At 70.0% G+C, this 16,365-nt stretch carries 16 protein-coding genes; 7 read left to right on the forward strand and 9 right to left on the reverse strand.

The window, feature by feature from the left end; genetic code table 11:
- Window positions 1-215: 215 nt before the first annotated feature.
- Window positions 216-1,562, forward strand: a complete 1,347-nt coding sequence (locus E1202_RS16180) for a DUF2252 domain-containing protein (RefSeq protein ID WP_132683985.1) — start codon at window positions 216-218, stop codon at window positions 1,560-1,562.
- 3 nt (window positions 1,563-1,565) lie between these two features.
- On the opposite strand, the gene E1202_RS16185 is transcribed toward E1202_RS16180, so the two are convergent.
- From E1202_RS16185 to E1202_RS16200, 4 genes are all read right to left on the reverse strand, one after another.
- On the reverse strand, window positions 1,566-2,252 hold the full coding sequence (locus E1202_RS16185; RefSeq protein ID WP_235878456.1) for a GNAT family N-acetyltransferase: 687 nt from the start codon (window positions 2,250-2,252) through the stop codon (window positions 1,566-1,568).
- 59 nt (window positions 2,253-2,311) lie between these two features.
- The gene (locus tag E1202_RS16190; protein ID WP_132683986.1) at window positions 2,312-3,691 is read right to left on the reverse strand and encodes a type I glutamate--ammonia ligase; all 1,380 of its coding nucleotides are present in this window, start codon (window positions 3,689-3,691) and stop codon (window positions 2,312-2,314) included.
- 102 nt (window positions 3,692-3,793) lie between these two features.
- A complete protein-coding gene (locus E1202_RS16195) occupies window positions 3,794-4,396 on the reverse strand; it encodes an FMN reductase (protein WP_132683987.1) in 603 nt (200 codons plus the stop codon).
- Window positions 4,393-5,496, reverse strand: a complete 1,104-nt coding sequence (locus E1202_RS16200) for an LLM class flavin-dependent oxidoreductase (protein WP_132683988.1) — start codon at window positions 5,494-5,496, stop codon at window positions 4,393-4,395. The genes E1202_RS16195 and E1202_RS16200 overlap by 4 nt, the downstream gene beginning before the upstream one ends.
- A 197-nt stretch (window positions 5,497-5,693) precedes the next feature.
- Here E1202_RS16200 and recQ point away from each other — a divergent pair, with 197 nt between their 5' ends.
- Both recQ and E1202_RS16210 read left to right on the forward strand, forming a co-directional pair.
- A complete protein-coding gene (gene recQ, locus E1202_RS16205; protein WP_132683989.1) occupies window positions 5,694-7,559 on the forward strand; it encodes a DNA helicase RecQ in 1,866 nt (621 codons plus the stop codon).
- Window positions 7,560-7,612: 53 nt separating this feature from the next.
- Complete coding sequence (locus E1202_RS16210; protein WP_132683990.1) at window positions 7,613-8,416, forward strand: SAM-dependent methyltransferase; 804 nt, start codon at window positions 7,613-7,615, stop codon at window positions 8,414-8,416.
- Between the two features lie 7 nt (window positions 8,417-8,423).
- Here the strand turns inward: E1202_RS16210 and E1202_RS16215 are convergent, their stop codons facing one another.
- Window positions 8,424-9,413, reverse strand: coding sequence for an aldo/keto reductase (locus E1202_RS16215; RefSeq protein ID WP_235878465.1), 990 nt, complete (start codon window positions 9,411-9,413; stop codon window positions 8,424-8,426).
- Window positions 9,414-9,514: 101 nt separating this feature from the next.
- On the opposite strand from E1202_RS16215, the gene E1202_RS16220 reads away from it, so the two are divergent.
- A complete protein-coding gene (locus E1202_RS16220; RefSeq protein ID WP_207918677.1) occupies window positions 9,515-10,360 on the forward strand; it encodes a helix-turn-helix transcriptional regulator in 846 nt (281 codons plus the stop codon).
- A 377-nt stretch (window positions 10,361-10,737) separates the two neighbouring features.
- A complete protein-coding gene (locus E1202_RS16225; protein WP_132683991.1) occupies window positions 10,738-10,932 on the forward strand; it encodes a hypothetical protein in 195 nt (64 codons plus the stop codon).
- Window positions 10,933-10,999: 67 nt separating this feature from the next.
- On the opposite strand, the gene E1202_RS16230 is transcribed toward E1202_RS16225, so the two are convergent.
- Window positions 11,000-11,161 carry a DUF4236 domain-containing protein gene (locus tag E1202_RS16230; RefSeq protein ID WP_132683992.1) on the reverse strand — a complete coding sequence of 54 codons (162 nt, stop codon included), beginning with the start codon at window positions 11,159-11,161 and terminating at the stop codon, window positions 11,000-11,002.
- 304 nt (window positions 11,162-11,465) lie between these two features.
- Between E1202_RS16230 and E1202_RS16235 the strand changes: the two genes are divergently transcribed.
- Entirely contained in the window at window positions 11,466-12,083 is a 618-nt protein-coding gene (locus E1202_RS16235) for an acyltransferase (RefSeq protein WP_132683993.1), read from the forward strand.
- Here E1202_RS16235 and E1202_RS16240 read toward each other — a convergent pair.
- Window positions 12,080-13,315, reverse strand: coding sequence for a DUF445 domain-containing protein (locus tag E1202_RS16240; protein ID WP_132683994.1), 1,236 nt, complete (start codon window positions 13,313-13,315; stop codon window positions 12,080-12,082). The two genes, E1202_RS16235 and E1202_RS16240, sit on opposite strands and share 4 nt — an antisense overlap.
- Window positions 13,316-13,393: 78 nt before the next feature.
- The gene (locus tag E1202_RS16245) at window positions 13,394-14,203 is read right to left on the reverse strand and encodes an Abi-alpha family protein (protein WP_132683995.1); all 810 of its coding nucleotides are present in this window, start codon (window positions 14,201-14,203) and stop codon (window positions 13,394-13,396) included.
- A 219-nt stretch (window positions 14,204-14,422) separates the two neighbouring features.
- Between E1202_RS16245 and E1202_RS16250 the strand changes: the two genes are divergently transcribed.
- Window positions 14,423-14,788, forward strand: a complete 366-nt coding sequence (locus tag E1202_RS16250; RefSeq protein WP_132683996.1) for a DUF488 domain-containing protein — start codon at window positions 14,423-14,425, stop codon at window positions 14,786-14,788.
- Between the two features lie 27 nt (window positions 14,789-14,815).
- Here E1202_RS16250 and E1202_RS16255 read toward each other — a convergent pair whose 3' ends face one another.
- Window positions 14,816-16,336 (reverse strand): acyl--CoA ligase family protein, encoded by a 1,521-nt coding sequence (locus E1202_RS16255; protein WP_132683997.1) that lies wholly within the window; start codon window positions 16,334-16,336, stop codon window positions 14,816-14,818.
- Between the last annotated feature and the right edge of the window lie 29 nt (window positions 16,337-16,365).

Here is a 16,365-nt window from a genome sequence, read left to right on the forward strand (position 1 = left end):
ACCGCGGTTTCGCCCGCAGGATCCCCGCTGTTCCCGCTCTCGTTGCGACGTGGTGGTGGCGGGCTGATACTCGCCGTGCCGATGCGGACGATCGGCATCGGCCCGGTGGTCCGTTTTGTCCTACGTGGATGGCTTGTCGTCGTCGAAAACCGCAGAACCTTCGGATAATCTGCGAACGCCTCTTTGTCACTACTGCTCACAGTGGACGGAACCACATGTCCGAGCTCGCTCGAAGCCTCGGCGTCACCGACACCGACGCCCGCCGCCGATGGATCGCCGACATCCTCGTCGACTCCTTCTCCGAACTCATGGAACGCGACCCGGCGGCGTTCCGCACCAAGTTCCGCAAGATGGCGGCCGACCCGTTCGCCTTCTACCGGGGCACCGCGTGCCTGTTCTACGCCGACGTCAACCGGCTTCCCGACCCGTGGGCCGACGAGCGCACCAGCAGGGTGTGGATCCAGGGCGACCTGCACGCGCAGAACTTCGGCACCTACATGAACGCCTCCGGCGTGCTGGTCTTCGACGTCAACGACTTCGACGAGGCCTACCTCGGGCACTTCACCTGGGACCTGCAGCGCTTCGCCGCGAGCCTGGCGCTGCTGGCCTGGAGCAAGGCGCTGCCCGACGCCGACATCGTGGCGTTCGTGCGGCGCGCGGCGACCTCCTACCTCGACCAGGTCCGGTCCTTCGCGACCCAGAGCGGCGATTCGGACTACTCGCTGCGGCTGTCGACCACCGACGGCACGATCCACGACCTGCTGCAGCAGACCCGGCTGCGCAGCCGCACCGCGCTGCTCGACCGGCTCACCGAGGCCGAGGGCTACGACCGGCGGATGCGGCGAGGCCCGAACATCCGCCAGCTCGACGACGCCGAGCGCGGCAGGGTCGAGGAGGCGTTCGCGCGCTACCTGGAGACCATCCCGCAGGAGAACCGGATGCCGGAGGTCGCCTACACGGTCAAGGACATCGTCGGTTCCAGCGGCTTCGGCATCGGCAGCGCGGGGCTTCCCGCGTACAACGTGCTCATCGAGGGGCCGACCGAAGCCCTGGAGAACGACATCGTGCTGTCGATGAAGCAGGGCAACGTGGCCGCGCCGTCGCGGGTGGTCACCGACCAGCGCATCCGCGACCACTTCGAGCACCACGGGCACCGCACGGCCCTGTCGCAGCGCGCGCTGCAGGCCCACGCCGACCCGATGCTCGGCCACACCGAGATCGGCGGGGTCGGCTACCTGGTCGACGAGCTCTCGCCGTACGAGTCGGACCTGGAGTGGAACGACCTGACCGAGCCGAGCGACATCGTGCCGGTGCTGGACTACCTGGGCCGCGCGATCGCGAAGATCCACTGCGTGTCGGACGCGCAGTCGGACACCCAGCTCGTCGACTTCCAGGTCGAGGAGGCGATCCTGCACGCCGTCGGCGACCGCGAGCAGGACTTCGTCGACTGGCTCGTGGAGTTCGCGCTGCACTACGCCGACGTCGTTCGCGACGACTACCGCCTGTTCGTCGACGCCTTCCGCAACGGCGAGATCGGCCGGGTCACCGCCACCGCGGGCTGACCCTCACCTGGCGGCCCGCAGGGCCTGGAACACCGGGCGGCGGTGGATCCGGAACCCCATCCGCTCGTAGAGGGCGATGGCGCCGGCGTTGGCGGTGACGGCGTGCAGGAACGGCTGCTCGTCGCGCGACCGGATGCCGGCGACCAGCGCCCGGACCAGGCGGTCCGCCAGCCCCTGGCCGCGGTGGGCCGGATCGGTGCACACGGCGCTGATCTCGGTCCACCCGTCCAGGCGCATCCGCTCGCCCGCCATCGCGATCAACGCGCCGTCGCGGCGGATGCCCAGGTAGGTGCCCAGCTCGATGGTGCGGTCCCCGAAGGGGCCGGGCTTGGTGCGCCTGACCAGGTCGAGCATCTCGGGCACGTCGGCGGCGGTGAGCCGGTCCGCCTCGGGATCGGCGGCTCCGGTCACGCCGGCGTCGATCATCTGGACGCCCGAGAGGTCTTCGAAGGTCTCCCAACCCGGCGGTGGCGTGCGCGGCTCCCCGGTGATGACCATGAAGCCGCCCGGCCCGACGAGCTTCGCGGCATCGGCCCAGGCCCCGGCGTCGGGTTCGGTCGGCAGCGCCGCGAAGGGCGAGACGTCCGGCGCGTAGCGCGCGACCTCGCCGGATCGCTCGGCGAAGTCCGCTTGCACGCCGTTGAGCGCGTGCCACACCGGGTTGTCCAGTCGTTCCAGGCCGTTGGGCACAGCAGTCCCCCGTGTTCGGTCGTCCTCAGCGACAACCGTCCGCGCGACGACGTTGTTCCTCACCAGGTCCAGCGGGTGGCGGCGGCCACCTCGTCGGGGGTGGCCTCGCCGAAGCGGGCCGCTTCGCCCCTGCGGACGGTGAGGATCGCGTCGTGCAGTTCCGGTTCCAGCGCCTCGGCGAGCACCTCCGAGCCGGCGAGGGCGTCGGCGGCCTCCTCCGGCCCGGCCGGGAGGCGTTCGATCCCGGCCGCGGCGCGGTCGGACTCGGTCAGCAGCGCCGGATCGCCGGTGATCTCGTCGGGCAGGGTGAGTTCCTCGCGCACACCGGCGAGCCCGGCGGCGACCACCGCTCCGGCGGCCAGGTAGGGGTTGGCGGTGGCGTCGAAGCACTTGATCTCGGCGTTGGCGGCCCAGGACTGGGTCCCTTCGGTGCCGGTGATCAGGCGCAGCGCGGCCTCCCGGGTCTCGCGCCCCCAGACCTGCCAGATGCCGGCCCAGCGGGACGGGCCGAGTCGCAGGAAGCTCGCCGGGTTACCGGCCCCGATGGCCACGAGCGCGGGCAGTTCGCGCAGCACACCGGCCAGGAACGCCTCGCCGTCCGGCTGCAGGCCGTAGCGGCCGCGACCACCGGCGAACAGGTTCCCGCGCGAGTCGTGCACCGACAGGTGCAGGTGCGCGCCGGCACCCGCGCCCTCCGGGACGAGGCAGGGGGCGAAGCTCGCGCGCCAGCCGTGGCGGAGGGAGACCGCGCGGATGGTGTGCCGGGTGAGCACCGCGTCGTCGGCCGCGCCCACCGGGTCCTTCGCCGCCACCGACAGCTCGGCCTGCCCGAGCGCGTACTCGGGGTGGAACTGGAGCACCTCCAGCCCCTGCTCGCGCAGGGTTCGCACCAGCGCCAGCCCGTAGTCGGCGAGCGCTTCCAACCGCACCTGCCCGTACCCGGACCCGGTGACGGCGGGCACGAAGTCGTCGGTGCCGGGCTCGGCCAGGGCCCACTCGTGCTCGAAGGCGGCCGAGACCGTCAGACCGATCGCGGCGGCCGCGGCGACCTGCCGGGCGGCGAAGGCCCGCTGGCAGGCCACGAACCGCGGCCCGTCCTGGGTGTACTTGTCCGCGGGCGCCCACGCCCACCCCGGCATGGCCGCCAGCCTGGTGAGCCGGGCGGTGTCGGGGATCAGGCGCAGGTCGCCGTCGGGACCGCCGAGGTGGGTTCCGCGCAGCATCACGTCGTCGAAGGTGAAGGTCTCGAAGCACGGCGAGGCGCCGAGCCCGTAGCGGGCGAGCTCGGGCAACCGGTCCAGCGGTGCGGTCTTGACCCGCACGATGCCCGCGTTGTCCACGAAGGACAGTTCCACCAGCTCCACGCCCTCGGCCCGCAGCCGCGCCGAGGCGGGCACCAGCTCGGCCGGCTCCGCTGCCGGGATCCGATCACCGCTCATGCACCCACGGTAGTCGCCGCAGCGCACCGGTCGCAGCGGAATTCGGCGCGCGCACGCCCGCTCCCCCGCGATCGGCGGTGGGAGCGGGCGTGCGCGGTGCTCCTAGTTCTGCTGTTGCGCCAGGAGCTGTTCGAACGGGACCGGCTCGTCGAACGGGTCGGCGGCCTGGAGCGCCGGTCGCTGCTCGATGAGCGCGGCCAGCTCACCGGCCGCGCGCTCGACGCGGTCGGCCAGCGTGCTCTCACCACCGGTGGCCCAGTCCTCCGAGGCCGCGTACACCGAGGTCGGCGCGACCACGGCGTGCAGGTAGGCGAACATCGGCCGCATGGCGTGCTCCAGCGCCAGCGAGTGCCGGGGCGAACCACCGGTCGCTCCGATGACCACTGGTGTGCCCGCCAGGGCGTCCTTGTCGATCACGTCGAAGAAGGACTTGAACAGCCCGCTGTAGGACGCCTGGAAGATCGGGGTGATCGCGATCAGCCCGTCGGCCTCGCGGACCGCTTCGAGCACCTCCTCCAGCTCCGGGCCGGCGAATCCGGTGACGAAGTTGTGGGCGATGGCCGTGGCGTGGTCCCGCAGCTCCACGACCCGGACGTTGACCGGGGTGTTGCGCGCGGTGGCCGCGGCCAGCCGGTCGGCCAGCATCCGCGTCGAGGACGGGGTGCTGAGCCCGGCCGAGATCACGACGATGTCGCGCTCGCTCATTTCGCGACCTCCTGCTTCGGCTCGTCCTGCTGCTTCGCCGCGAGCAGGGACTGGTGGGTCGGGGCGTCCGGCACGTGGGCGGGCTTGAGCTTGGCGAACTCCTCGCGCAGCACCGGCACGACCTCCTCGCCGAGGATGTCGAGCTGCTCCAGCACCGTCTTGAGCGGCAGACCGGCGTGGTCCATCAGGAACAGCTGGCGCTGGTAGTCGCCGACGTTCTCGCGGAAGCTCAGCGTGCGGTCGATGACCTGCTGCGGGCTGCCGACGGTGAGCGGGGTGGCCTGGCTGAAGTCCTCCAGCGAGGGTCCACCGCCGTAGACCGGGGCGTTGTCGAAGTAGGGCCGGAACTCGCGGACGGCGTCCTGGGAGTTCTTGCGCATGAACACCTGGCCGCCGAGTCCGACGATGGCCTGGTCGGCCTTGCCGTGCCCGTAGTGCTCGTAGCGCTGCCGGTAGAGCCGCACCATGCGCTTGGTGTGCTCGGCCGGCCAGAAGATGTTGTTGTGGAAGAACCCGTCGCCGTAGTAGGCGGCCTGCTCGGCGATCTCGGGCGAGCGGATCGAGCCGTGCCACACGAACGGCGCCACGCCGTCGAGCGGACGCGGGGTCGCGGTGAACGACTGGAGCGGGGTGCGGAACTTGCCCTCCCAGTCCACGACGTCCTCGCGCCACAACCGGCGCAGCAGCGCGTAGTTCTCGATGGCCAGCGGGATGCCCTGCCGGATGTCCTGGCCGAACCACGGGTAGACGGGCCCGGTGTTGCCGCGGCCCATCATCACGTCCACCCGGCCGCCCGCCAGGTGCTGCAGCATCGCGAAGTCCTCGGCGATCTTCACCGGGTCGTTCGTGGTGATCAGCGTGGTGGAGGTGGACAGGACGAGGTCCTTGGTCCGGGCCGCGATGTAGCCGAGCATCGTCGTCGGCGAGGAGGCCACGAACGGCGGGTTGTGGTGCTCGCCGGTGGCGAAGACGTCGAGTCCGACCTCTTCGGCCTTGAGCGCGATCCGCACCATCGCCTGAATCCGCTCGGCCTCGGTCGGGGTCCGGCCGGTGGTCGGGTCAGTCGTCACGTCACTGACCGAGAAGATCCCGAACTGCATTGTGAACTCCCTGCTGAACCCGAGCCCGCTCTTTTTGTACGAGCTTCAACTACTTCCGAGAACGAGTCTTCCCTACGAAGTATTCCACCGGAACCACCGCACTCCTCCAAGGCGACGCAGGTCACATCCGAGCGCGTTCCGGGACCGACTCACCGCTGGCGCGTGGGGACCCGGAGACGTCCGGCCCGCTGCGTAAGATGCCCGCCGTGGCGTCTCCGGAAACCGCGACCGACCAGACCACCGAACCCCTGCAGGTCCTGCGACGAGTCTTCGGCTACGACTCCTTCCGGGGCACCCAGCAGGAGATCATCGACCACGTGGTCGCAGGTGGCGACGCCCTCGTGCTCATGCCCACCGGTGGCGGCAAGTCGCTGTGCTACCAGGTCCCGGCGCTGGTGCGCCCCGGAGTCGGCGTCGTCGTCTCACCGCTGATCGCCCTGATGCAGGACCAGGTCGACGCGCTCGGCGCGCTGGGCGTGCGCGCGGGATTCCTCAACTCCACGCAGAGCTACCAGCAGCGCCGCGACACCGAGGACGCTTACCTCAACGGCGAGCTGGACCTGCTCTACCTCGCGCCCGAACGCCTCCGGCTCGACTCGACGCTGGAGCTGCTCGCGCGCGGCGAGGTCGCGGTGTTCGCCATCGACGAGGCGCACTGCGTGGCGCAGTGGGGCCACGACTTCCGGCCCGACTACCTGGCGCTGTCCGTCCTGCACGAGCGCTGGCCCGACGTGCCGCGCATCGCGCTGACCGCCACCGCCACGCCCGCCACCCGGCAGGAGATCGCCACCCGCCTGCAGCTGACCGAGGCGCGGCACTTCGTCTCCGACTTCGACCGGCCCAACATCCAGTACCGGATCGCACCCAAGAGCGACGCCCGCAGGCAGCTGCTGCAGCTGCTGCAGACCGAGCACCTGGGCGAGTCCGGCATCGTCTACCGGCTCTCCCGCGCCGAGGTGGAGCGCACCGCCGAGTTCCTGACCGCCAACGGCGTCACCGCGCTGCCCTACCACGCGGGCCTGGACAAGGCGGTGCGCGCGAAGCACCAGTCCCGGTTCCTGCGCGAGGACGGGCTGGTCATGGTCGCCACGATCGCCTTCGGCATGGGCATCGACAAGCCCGACGTGCGGTTCGTGGCGCACCTGGACCTGCCCAAGTCGATCGAGGGCTACTACCAGGAGACCGGTCGCGCGGGCCGCGACGGACTGCCCTCGACCGCGTGGATGGCCTACGGCCTGCAGGACGTGGTGCAGCAGCGCAAGCTCATCGACAACTCCGAGGGCGACGAGGCGCACCGCCGCACCCAGAGCAGGCACCTGGACTCGATGCTGGCGCTGTGCGAGACGGTGAAGTGCCGCCGTTCGCAGCTCCTCGACTACTTCGGCCAGCCCGATTCGAGCCCGTGCGGCAACTGCGACACGTGCCTGGACCCGCCGGAGTCCTGGGACGGCACGGTCGCCGCGCAGAAGCTGCTGTCGACCGTCGTGCGGTTGCAGCGCGAGCGCAACCAGAAGTTCGGGGCCGGGCAGATCATCGACATCCTGCGCGGCAAGAAGACCTCGAAGGTCGAGCAGTTCCGCCACGAGGAGCTCAGCGTCTTCGGCGTGGGCGCCGACATCAGCGACAACGAGTGGCGCGGTGTGATCCGCCAGCTGCTGGCCCAGGGCCTGCTCGCCGTCGAAGGCGACTACGGCACGCTGGTGCTCACCGACAGCAGCTCCGAGGTGCTGCGCCGCGAGGACCCGCGCCAGGTGTGGCTGCGCACCGAGCCCGCGAAGAAGCCCGCGGCCAAGGCGAAGGCCAGGGATTCCAAGCGGGTTCCGCAGGACATGCCACCCGAGGTCGAGCCGGTCTTCCAGAAGCTGCGCGCGTGGCGGATGGAGGTGGCCCGCGAGGAGGGCAAGGCTCCGTTCATCATCTTCCACGACTCGACCCTGCGGCAGATCGCCGCCGTCGCACCGTCGACGTTGGACGAACTGGCGACGATCAGCGGCGTCGGCGAGGGCAAGCTCAACCGCTACGGCCAAGGCGTGCTCGACGCCTTGGCCGCCCCGGAGGAGTGACCGGGCGTTTAGACTTCGCGCGGGAGAGCGGGTTTTCGAAGGAAGCGGAGAAGATGAGCGACTGGACGGCCGGAACTCCACTGCGGGGTGTGAACACCACGGTCGCGCACAACGCGCGGGTGTGGAACCACTGGCTGGGCGGCAAGGACAACTACGAGGTCGACCGCACCGTCGGCGACCAGATCCAGGGCATGTTCCCGCTGATCGCCGACGTGGCCCGCGCCGACCGCGGCTTCCTCAAGCGCGCGGTCGCGCACCTGGCCGGTGAGGCCGGCATCCGCCAGTACCTCGACATCGGGACCGGGCTGCCGTCGGCCGACAACACCCACCAGGTGGCGCAGCGGATCGCCCCGGAATCGCACGTCGTCTACGTCGACAACGATCCGCTGGTGCTCACGCACGCCCGCGCGCTGCTGACCAGCTCGACGCTGGGCCGCACCGACTACATCGAGGCCGACGCCCGGCACCCGGGCGAGATCCTGCGGGCGGCCTCGCGGACGCTGAACCTCCAGAGCCCGGTGGCGGTGATGCTGCTGGGGATCCTCAACTTCATCCCCGACACCGCCCAGGCCACCGCCATCGTCAGGCAGCTGGTGGAGGCGATCCCGTCCGGCAGCTACGTGGTGGTCAGCCACCCGACGACCGAGCTCGACGGCGAGGCCAACCGCGAGGCGATGGCGTTCTGGAACGACAACGCCACTCCCCCGATCACCGCCAGGGGCGGGGACGAGATCGCGGCGTTCGTCGATGGGCTGGAGGTCATCGAACCCGGGATCGTCTCCTGCGCCCGCTGGCGCAACCCGGACGAGTCCGAGCCGAGCGTGCCCCAGTACGGCCTCATCGCCCGCAAACCCTGACGACGGGTCACCTCTCGCTGTCGAGCTGGGCCATGAACGCGGTCGGGTAGCGCTCGCCGCGGACCGCGTCGCGCGGGATGAGCTCGTCGATCCTCGCGAGGTCTCCCGCGTCGAGCTCGACGGCGTTGGCACCGATCATCGAGTCGACCTGCTCCGGGCGCCGCGCGCCGACCACCGGCAGGACGTCCTCGCCCTGGGCGGCGACCCAGGCGATGGCCAGTTGCGCGACGGTCGCGTCCTTCTCGGCCGCGATCTCGCGCACCCGGTCCACCAGCGCTTCGTTGTGCTCGCGGTTGCCCTCCTGGAAGCGGGGCATGAACGACAGGCCGCCGCCGATGGCGCCGCTGCCACCGATGAGCCCCCGGGAGAGCACGCCGTAGGCGGTGATGCCGATGCCGAGTTCGCGGCAGGTCGGCAGGATCTCGTCCTCGATCGTGCGGGTGAGCATCGAGTACTCGATCTGCAGGTCGCTGATCGACGCCACGGACGCGGCGCGGCGGAGGGTGTCCGCGCCGACCTCGCTGAGGCCGATGTGGCGGACGTAGCCCTTGTCGACCAGCTCGGCCACGGCCCCGATGGTCTCCTCGATGGGGACGTCGGGGTCGAGCCTGGCGGGCCGGTAGACGTCGACGTGGTCGACGCCGAGGCGCTGCAGGGAGAAGTGCAGGAAGTTCTGCACCGCTTCGGGACGCGCGTCGATGCCGAGCGAGGCGCCGCCCGGGCCGCGCATGGCGCCGAACTTCACCGACAGCACGACCTGGGCGCGGTCGCGATCGTTGAGCGCACGACCGATGAGCATCTCGTTGTGCCCGTGACCGTAGAAGTCGCCGGTGTCGAGGACGTCGCCCCCTGCGTCGAGGTAGGCGTGGATGACCCTGATGCTCTCGTCGTCATCGGTGCGGCCGTAGGCGCCGGACAGGCCCATGCAGCCGAGTCCGGGCGAGGTGGCGGTGGGACCGGTGGTGCCGAGGCGGCGGGTGTTGAGCTGAGCTGTCATGCCACCACTGTGGCCACGCCCGCCGACCCCGCCCAGGCCCGGTTCATCCAGGGACGCGCGCTCCCTGGTTGCCGGGCGCGGTCAGGTCGAGAATGGGTGGCGTGATCGACCGACCGGGACTCGCCGACTTCCTGCGCCGCCGTCGTGCGCTGCTGCGTCCGTCCGACGTCGGCTTGCCCGAAGGGCTCCGCCGGCGCACTCCGGGACTGCGACGGGACGAGGTCGCCCAACTCGCCGGGATCTCCACCGACTACTACACGCGTCTGGAGCAGCGGCGCGGTTCGCACCCGTCCGAGCCCGTCGTGGCTGCTCTGGCGCGCGCCTTGCGGTACGACCTGGACGAGCGCGACCACCTGTTCCACCTGGCCGGCCTCACCCCGCCGCCGCGCCGCGCGGGCGGGCACGTCCGTCCGGGCCTGATCAGCCTGGCCGACCGGCTCACCGACGTCCCGGTCGTCATCTGCACCGATCTCAACGAGGTCCAGTGGCAGAACCCGCTGGCCATCGCCCTCATGGGCGACCACCGGTCCTACCGGGGACGGCATCGCAGCATCGTGTGGCGCTGGTTCACCGAGCCCGAGGTGCGGGCCGGGATGCCGGACGCGGACTGGGCGCACAACTCGGCGGCCCAGGTCAGCGATCTCCGCGCGACCTACTCCCGACGCTCGGGCGAGCAGGACATCACCAGCCTGGTCGAGGACCTGCTGGAGTGCAGCGAGGAGTTCCGCGAGCTCTGGGACCGGCACGAGGTCGGAGTCCGCCACCTGGATCGGAAGCGCTTCATCCACCCGGAGGTCGGCGTGGTCGAGATCAACTGCGAAACGCTGCTCACACCGGACGCGGACCTCAAGCTGCTCGCCTACTTCCCCGCGGAGGGAACCGACGCCAGGGAGAAGCTCGACCTCCTCCGCGTCATCGGCACCCAGGACCTCCACCCCAGCCCCTGACCCGGGACTCGCGGTGACCCCGCTCACGCGAGAACGCGTGCAATCGAACACCGGCGCGACCGAAACGGCGCTCTGACCAGGGACTTCTTGCTCTTGTGGCTGACGTCACGCGCGCTCGTGCGCGCAGGCGTTTTCGCTGGTCGTACATGAACACCTTCAGTTACCCTCCGCAATCGATCAGGGGAACTAGGCCTGCGCATCCCCTGTTCGCGTGAAGGCATCTTGAAGCTACGACTACCCATGGTTACCGTCGGTGAGGCGAGTTACGGAACGGTCACGGCGGCAGCCGTCCCCGACGACAGCCGGAGCCCCCGAACGGTTGGAACCGCTTCCCACTCGCACCCCCGGACTAGCCCTGCGCTCCCGAAAGGAAGGTCGTGTTCCGCCAGCGTCTTCTCCACGTGCTCCCGGAGTCCGTTCGCGAGGACCCCACCCGCCTGACGCATGGTCTGGCCGCTGCCGCGGTCCTGGCCATGGCCACCATCGCCCCGACCACTCAGGCGCTCGCAGCACCAGCCCCCGAACCTGCGCCCGCCGTCGCCCCCGCGGCGGCGTCGCAGACCTCCCCGTAGAAAACCCCACGATCCGAGGTGGACCGGAATGCCACCCCACTTCCGGTCCACCTCTTCCCAACTCAGCTCACCGACGCCGCCGCTTGCCGTCGAACGTGTAGCGCCCCGGGCCCGGGGTGTCGATGGTCGTCTTGCCGTGCGTCATGTTCCGGCTGAACCGGCCGAGCTTGAACCCCCACGACGTGATCCGCGCGTTGTGGACGTTGAGGTAGATCGGCCCCAGTCTCACCCTCCTGTGCAGGTGAAATCCCATTTCTCGCACCTCCGCAGTACGTTCGCTTCACCGCTCGCGAGCCGAACCCGCGGCGAGCCGGGCACAAACCCCAGCAAATCACACATCGGACACCGCCAGCCACAATGTCGATCTTCGGCGACGAGCCGGCAGGCGCACGAGCAACGGGCACCGGGAGCGTTCGAGCACCGCGACAGGGTTCGAGGGCCGGGGCCGGGCCCGTTACGGTAGCTTCCCTACCGCTGGGTAGGGCTTGCTCGTTGTTGGAACGCAGAGTTGCGTCGTTGTTCGAGGTCGACAGATGAACCGTTGGATGGGCCGGCTGACGCGGGCTTGGTGGCAGTGGGCGCGCAACGGCGCCGCCATTACCGCTCGGACCCGGGAAGGCCGCCGGTTCGGGTCGATGGGAGCCCGCAGCCACCTGGCGTTCCCGCAAGGGGCGCTCACCGGATCCGAACGCATCCACATCGGCGCGGACTGCACCATCAACGAGCACTCGGTGCTCTCCGCGGGCCTGCCCGGAGCCGATCTGGGCGACGGCGATCCGATGATCGTGCTGGGTGATCGCTGCGTGCTCGGGCGCAACTCCGAGATCCTGGCGATGTCGTCGGTGGTGCTCGGTGACGACGTGTGGACCTCCAGCCGCGTGACGATCGTCGACCACCACCACCGCCACGACCTCACCGACGTTCCCGTCGCCGCGCAGTGGCCGCTGCCGGTGCGCCCGGTGACCATCGGGTCCGGGACCGTGATCAGCACCGGATCGGTCATCCTCGCCGGCGCGCAGATCGGCGAGAACTCCATCGTCGCTTCCGGAGCCCAGGTCACGGCCGGGACCTACCCGCCCAACAGCGTCCTGGCCGGGGTTCCGGCGCGCGTCATCCGCACCCACACCGCCGTCGAGGCCGACGCCGTCTAGCCGGTGAGGAATTCCAGGGCCAGGACCTGGACCTCACCGATGGCGAAGCCCAGCAGGGCACCGGTGGCGATGAGCATCCACTCCTCCTCGCGGAAGGCCGGGCGCAGCAGCTCCTCGAACTCGTCGGCCTCGAGCTCCTGCATCTTGCCCACCAGGGTGTTGCGGATGTCCATGGCGTCGGCGGCGTAGTCCTCGACGTAGCTCATGGTCTCCGGCAGCCTGCTCATCACCATCTCGGCGATGCGGCCCTTGAGATCCTGGTAGCGGCGCCCGCCGACGGCGAAGACCACCAGCGGTTTGGCGATGCTGGTGCGCCTGCTGAGCTCCTCGTCGACCTTGCGCGTCACCAGCGCCAGAACCTTGTCCGACAGCGGTCCGCGCATCACCTCCTCGATGACGTTGCGCGGGGTGATGATCTCCCTGGCGATCAGCTCGCCGTAGGCCTCGGAGACCTCCTTGCGGCGCTTGAGGAACAGGCCCTGCCACTCGAAGAGACCGAAGTAGGTGGTCGGCTGCTGCGGCCGGAAGATCATCTTCAGCGCGAGCCAGTCGGTGAACCACCCGGTGAACAGGCCGAACAGCGGCATCAGGATCGGGGCCTTGAACAGCACCCACGCCGACATCTGCACCAGGCCGATGACGAAGCCGAACACCGCGCCCGAGCGCCGGATGAACTGGAACTCCTTGCCGCCGGCCTCCAGGAAGATCCGGTTCAGCAGCTCCTTGTCCCGCACGAGCGCGGTGACGACCATGGACTTGAGGTCGAAGACGTTGTCCACATCGGACTTGATCTCGTCCATGATCTCGGCGAGCATGCGCGGTGCGTCGTTCTGCACCCGCTGGATCATGGCCCGGCGCACGATCTTCGGCATCGCCTCCCACACGCCTGGCTGGTAGGTGGAGCCGACCTCCTCGACGATCTCCTCGATCGCGTGCCGGAGCGGTTTCTCGACCTCGGCGACGATGCGCTCGGGATCGAGCCGCTCGACGACCTCCTGCGGGCTCAGGAGCTGTTCGGTGAGCGTGTCGCAGGCGATCCCGGCCATCTTCGCCGCGTGCTTGGGAACGATGCCCTGCCAGCCCAGGAACGGCTTCTTCCCGCGGAAGTCCACCGGGTAGAACATCATCTTGATCGCGAGGATCTTGGTGACGTAACCGATCAAGGCGGCCACGAGCGGGATGGAGAGGTAGACCATCCAGTGCTCTCCGAAGTCCTGGAGGATCGCTCCCATCTCACACCCTTCTTCCCCGGAAAACCCCGAAACCGCCTGCGCACCCCGCCGCAGTGGCTGCGACCATACCTGGCGCGACTACGCGTTCAACGCGTCGCCGGTGGCCGGCAGCACCGTCGGATCGCATCGCTGCCAGAACCGCGCGCCCAGCTCGGAGATCCGCACGCTGCGGCGCACCACCTTCGTCGACTTCGCCGAGCGCAACGCTTCCCGGATCCGCGACTCGGTCTGCAGGATCTCGTACTGGTCGTCCATGGCCTCCAGCTCGGAGCCGATCTCGACCAGTCCCAGCGCGTGCAGGCGGCTCAGGTAGAGCGGAACCTCCTCGTGCAGCGCCACTCCCACCGCGCGACCGACCGTCGAGCCGTTGCGGAGCACGAACCCGCTGGTCCCGCCGATACCGCCGCGTTCGGCGACGTGCACCACCGGGTAGGCGGCGCCGTCACCGAGGCCGGCGAGGATGCGGGCTTCGTCCGGGGTGATCAGGCGCAGGATTGCGCCGTAGAGGAATTCCCGTGCCTCGGCCTTGCTCGCGGTCGCCGAGCGGAACAGCAGCTCGGACATCGCCTCGCGCAGCCCGTCGTGGACGTGCGCGGCGTCCTCGTCCGCATCCGGATCCGACTGCTCCGGCTCGTCCTCCTGGCGCTCGTCGACCGAGTCCAGCCAGACCCGCACGCCGGAGGCCACGCCCTTCTCGATGGCCTGCACCTGGCGCTCCACCTCGACGCCACCCGGCAGTTCGCGGACCAGGCCCATGCCGGTGCGCGCGACATCGCGTCCGACCCGGCTCGCCAGGCCCAGCAGCCCGCCGATCACGTTCGAGCCCGTCGCCTCCTCGGCATCGTGGTGCTCCTCGACGTGCCGGCTGAGCTCGATCTCCCCTGCCACTCGGCCCCCTACCTCGACTCGTCGCGACCCGCCCCGACGCGGATCAACGATCTGCGGAGTATCGCCCGAGCGACCCGGCCCGAACCAGACCGGGGGTCGTTGGAAGCACCGCGTCGTTCCGCTCCGGGCAGCGTCAGCGCACTTCGGCGGCCTCGTTTCGGCGCACGGCGAAGGGGGAATCACTGTGCGCGACAACCCCACGCCACGAGGAGGGCGACGTTGGCGAAGGGCAAACCGGACGTTCAGGTCCGCAGGATCTACGAGCAACCGGCCGACCGGGATGGCAACCGCGTGCTGGTGGATCGCGTCTGGCCGCGCGGCATGAGCAAGGACGACGCCGCTCTCACCGAGTGGTGCAAGGAAGTCGCGCCGTCGACGGAACTCCGCAAGTGGTACGGCCACGACCCGGAGAAGTTCGACGAGTTCCGCCGCCGCTACCGCGCCGAACTCGACCAGCCCGAACGAGCTGAAGCGCTCGGCCACCTGCGCGAACTGGCAGCGCGCAAGCGGCTCACGCTGCTGACGGGCACCAAGCACCCGGTCATCAGCCAGGCCGCGGTGCTGTCCGACGTCCTGACCAGCTGACGCGGCGTCGCGAACCGCGGAGCCTGGTCAGTCGGCGACCGCCCGGGTTCGCAGCACGTTCTTCTGCAGCTTTCCGGTGGAGGTCTTGGGCAGCTCGCCGAAGACGATCCTCTTCGGCGCCTTGAACCCCGCGATGCGGGTGCGGACGAAGTCGATCAGCTCGCCCTCCCCGGCGCTCGATCGCTCCCGCAGGCTGACGAAGGCCACCGGGACCTCACCCCACTTCTCGTGCGGTGCCGCGACCACGGCGGCCTCCAGCACGTCGGGATGGGCGGTCAGGGCGTTCTCGACTTCGATGGAGGTGATGTTCTCGCCGCCGGAGATGATCACGTCCTTGAGGCGGTCGCGCAGTTCGACGTAGCCGTCGGGGTGGCGAACACCGAGGTCACCGCTGCGGAACCAGCCGTTGAGGGTGGCGTTCTCGGTGGCTTCCGGATCTCGGTAGTAGCCGAGCATGACGTCGTTGCCGCGCAGCAGGATCTCGCCCGGCGTCCGCCCGTCGGCGGGCACGTCGTCGCCCTCGGGATCGGTGACGCGGACCGGTTCGGCGACGACGTTGGCGATGCCCTGGCGGGCGATCAGCCACGCGCGGTGCTCCGGGTCAGCGCTGTCCCACTCCGGTTGCCACTCGCAGACCACGGCCGGGCCGAAGGTCTCGGTGAGCCCGTACAGGTGGCGGATGTCGAACCCGAGCTCGCTCATCCGCGCCAGCAGCGCCGGCCACGGCGGCGCACCACCTGCGAAGACGCGCAGCACGTGGTTCAGCGTCCGCGCGTCGGGGTGTTCGGCGAGCATCGTCAGCACGGTCGGCGCGGCGCAGAAGTGCGTGATGCCCTCGGCGTCGATCGCGCGCCAGATCTCGCCGGGGTCGACCTTGCGCAGGCAGTGGTGCACGCCCCCGGCAGCCGTCACGGCCCACGGGAAGCACCAGCCGTTGGTGTGGAACATCGGCAGCGTCCACAGGTACTGCGAGGAGGTGTCGAGCTTGGCGTGGTAGGCCATCGCCAGGGCCTGCAGGTAGGCGCCCCGGTGGTGGTACATGACGCCCTTGGGGCGGCCGGTGGTGCCGCTGGTGTAGTTGATCGACAGCAGCGACCGCTCGTCGGTCACCTCGACCCGGTGCGGTTCGGCGGCGTCGACCAGGTCGTCGTAGGACTGCGAGTCGATCACCGGGATCGACTGCTCCCCCAGCACCTCCCGGAACTCGGCGTCGAGCAGCACCAGGCTCGCCCCGCTGTGCTCCACGATGTAGGCGATCTCCGACGGCGACAGCCGGGTGTTGAGCGCGACCAGCACCGCACCGGCCAGCGGGACGCCGTAGTGCGCTTCCAGCAGCAGGTGGGTGTTCGGCGAGAGCACCGCGACTCGATCACCGGGTTGGACTCCCCGCGCGGCCAGCAGTCCGGCCAACCGCTGCGCGCGGTCCCAGAGCTGGGCGTAGGTGTCCCGGCGATCGCCGTCGACGACGGCCGGCCGGTCGGCGAACACCGCCGCGGCGCGTTCCAGGAACGACACCGGACTCAGTTCCCGAAAAGCGATCCCGGTCAACCTGAAGCCTCCTTCTGCACCCGCCGTTG

The organism is Saccharopolyspora karakumensis (genome assembly GCF_004349225.1).
GTDB classification, from domain to species: Bacteria; Actinomycetota; Actinomycetes; order Mycobacteriales; family Pseudonocardiaceae; genus Saccharopolyspora; species Saccharopolyspora endophytica.

Coding starts and splice junctions, on each gene's coding strand:
- E1202_RS16235 (WP_132683993.1), top strand. CDS start 11,466: ATGAACCGTTGGATGGGCCGGCTGACGCGGGCTTGGTGGCAGTGGGCG.
- E1202_RS16215 (WP_235878465.1), bottom strand. CDS start 9,413: ATGACAGCTCAGCTCAACACCCGCCGCCTCGGCACCACCGGTCCCACC.
- E1202_RS16195 (WP_132683987.1), bottom strand. CDS start 4,396: ATGAGCGAGCGCGACATCGTCGTGATCTCGGCCGGGCTCAGCACCCCG.
- E1202_RS16190 (WP_132683986.1), bottom strand. CDS start 3,691: ATGAGCGGTGATCGGATCCCGGCAGCGGAGCCGGCCGAGCTGGTGCCC.
- E1202_RS16240 (WP_132683994.1), bottom strand. CDS start 13,315: ATGGGAGCGATCCTCCAGGACTTCGGAGAGCACTGGATGGTCTACCTC.
- E1202_RS16210 (WP_132683990.1), top strand. CDS start 7,613: ATGAGCGACTGGACGGCCGGAACTCCACTGCGGGGTGTGAACACCACG.
- E1202_RS16200 (WP_132683988.1), bottom strand. CDS start 5,496: ATGCAGTTCGGGATCTTCTCGGTCAGTGACGTGACGACTGACCCGACC.
- recQ (WP_132683989.1), top strand. CDS start 5,694: ATGCCCGCCGTGGCGTCTCCGGAAACCGCGACCGACCAGACCACCGAA.
- E1202_RS16180 (WP_132683985.1), top strand. CDS start 216: ATGTCCGAGCTCGCTCGAAGCCTCGGCGTCACCGACACCGACGCCCGC.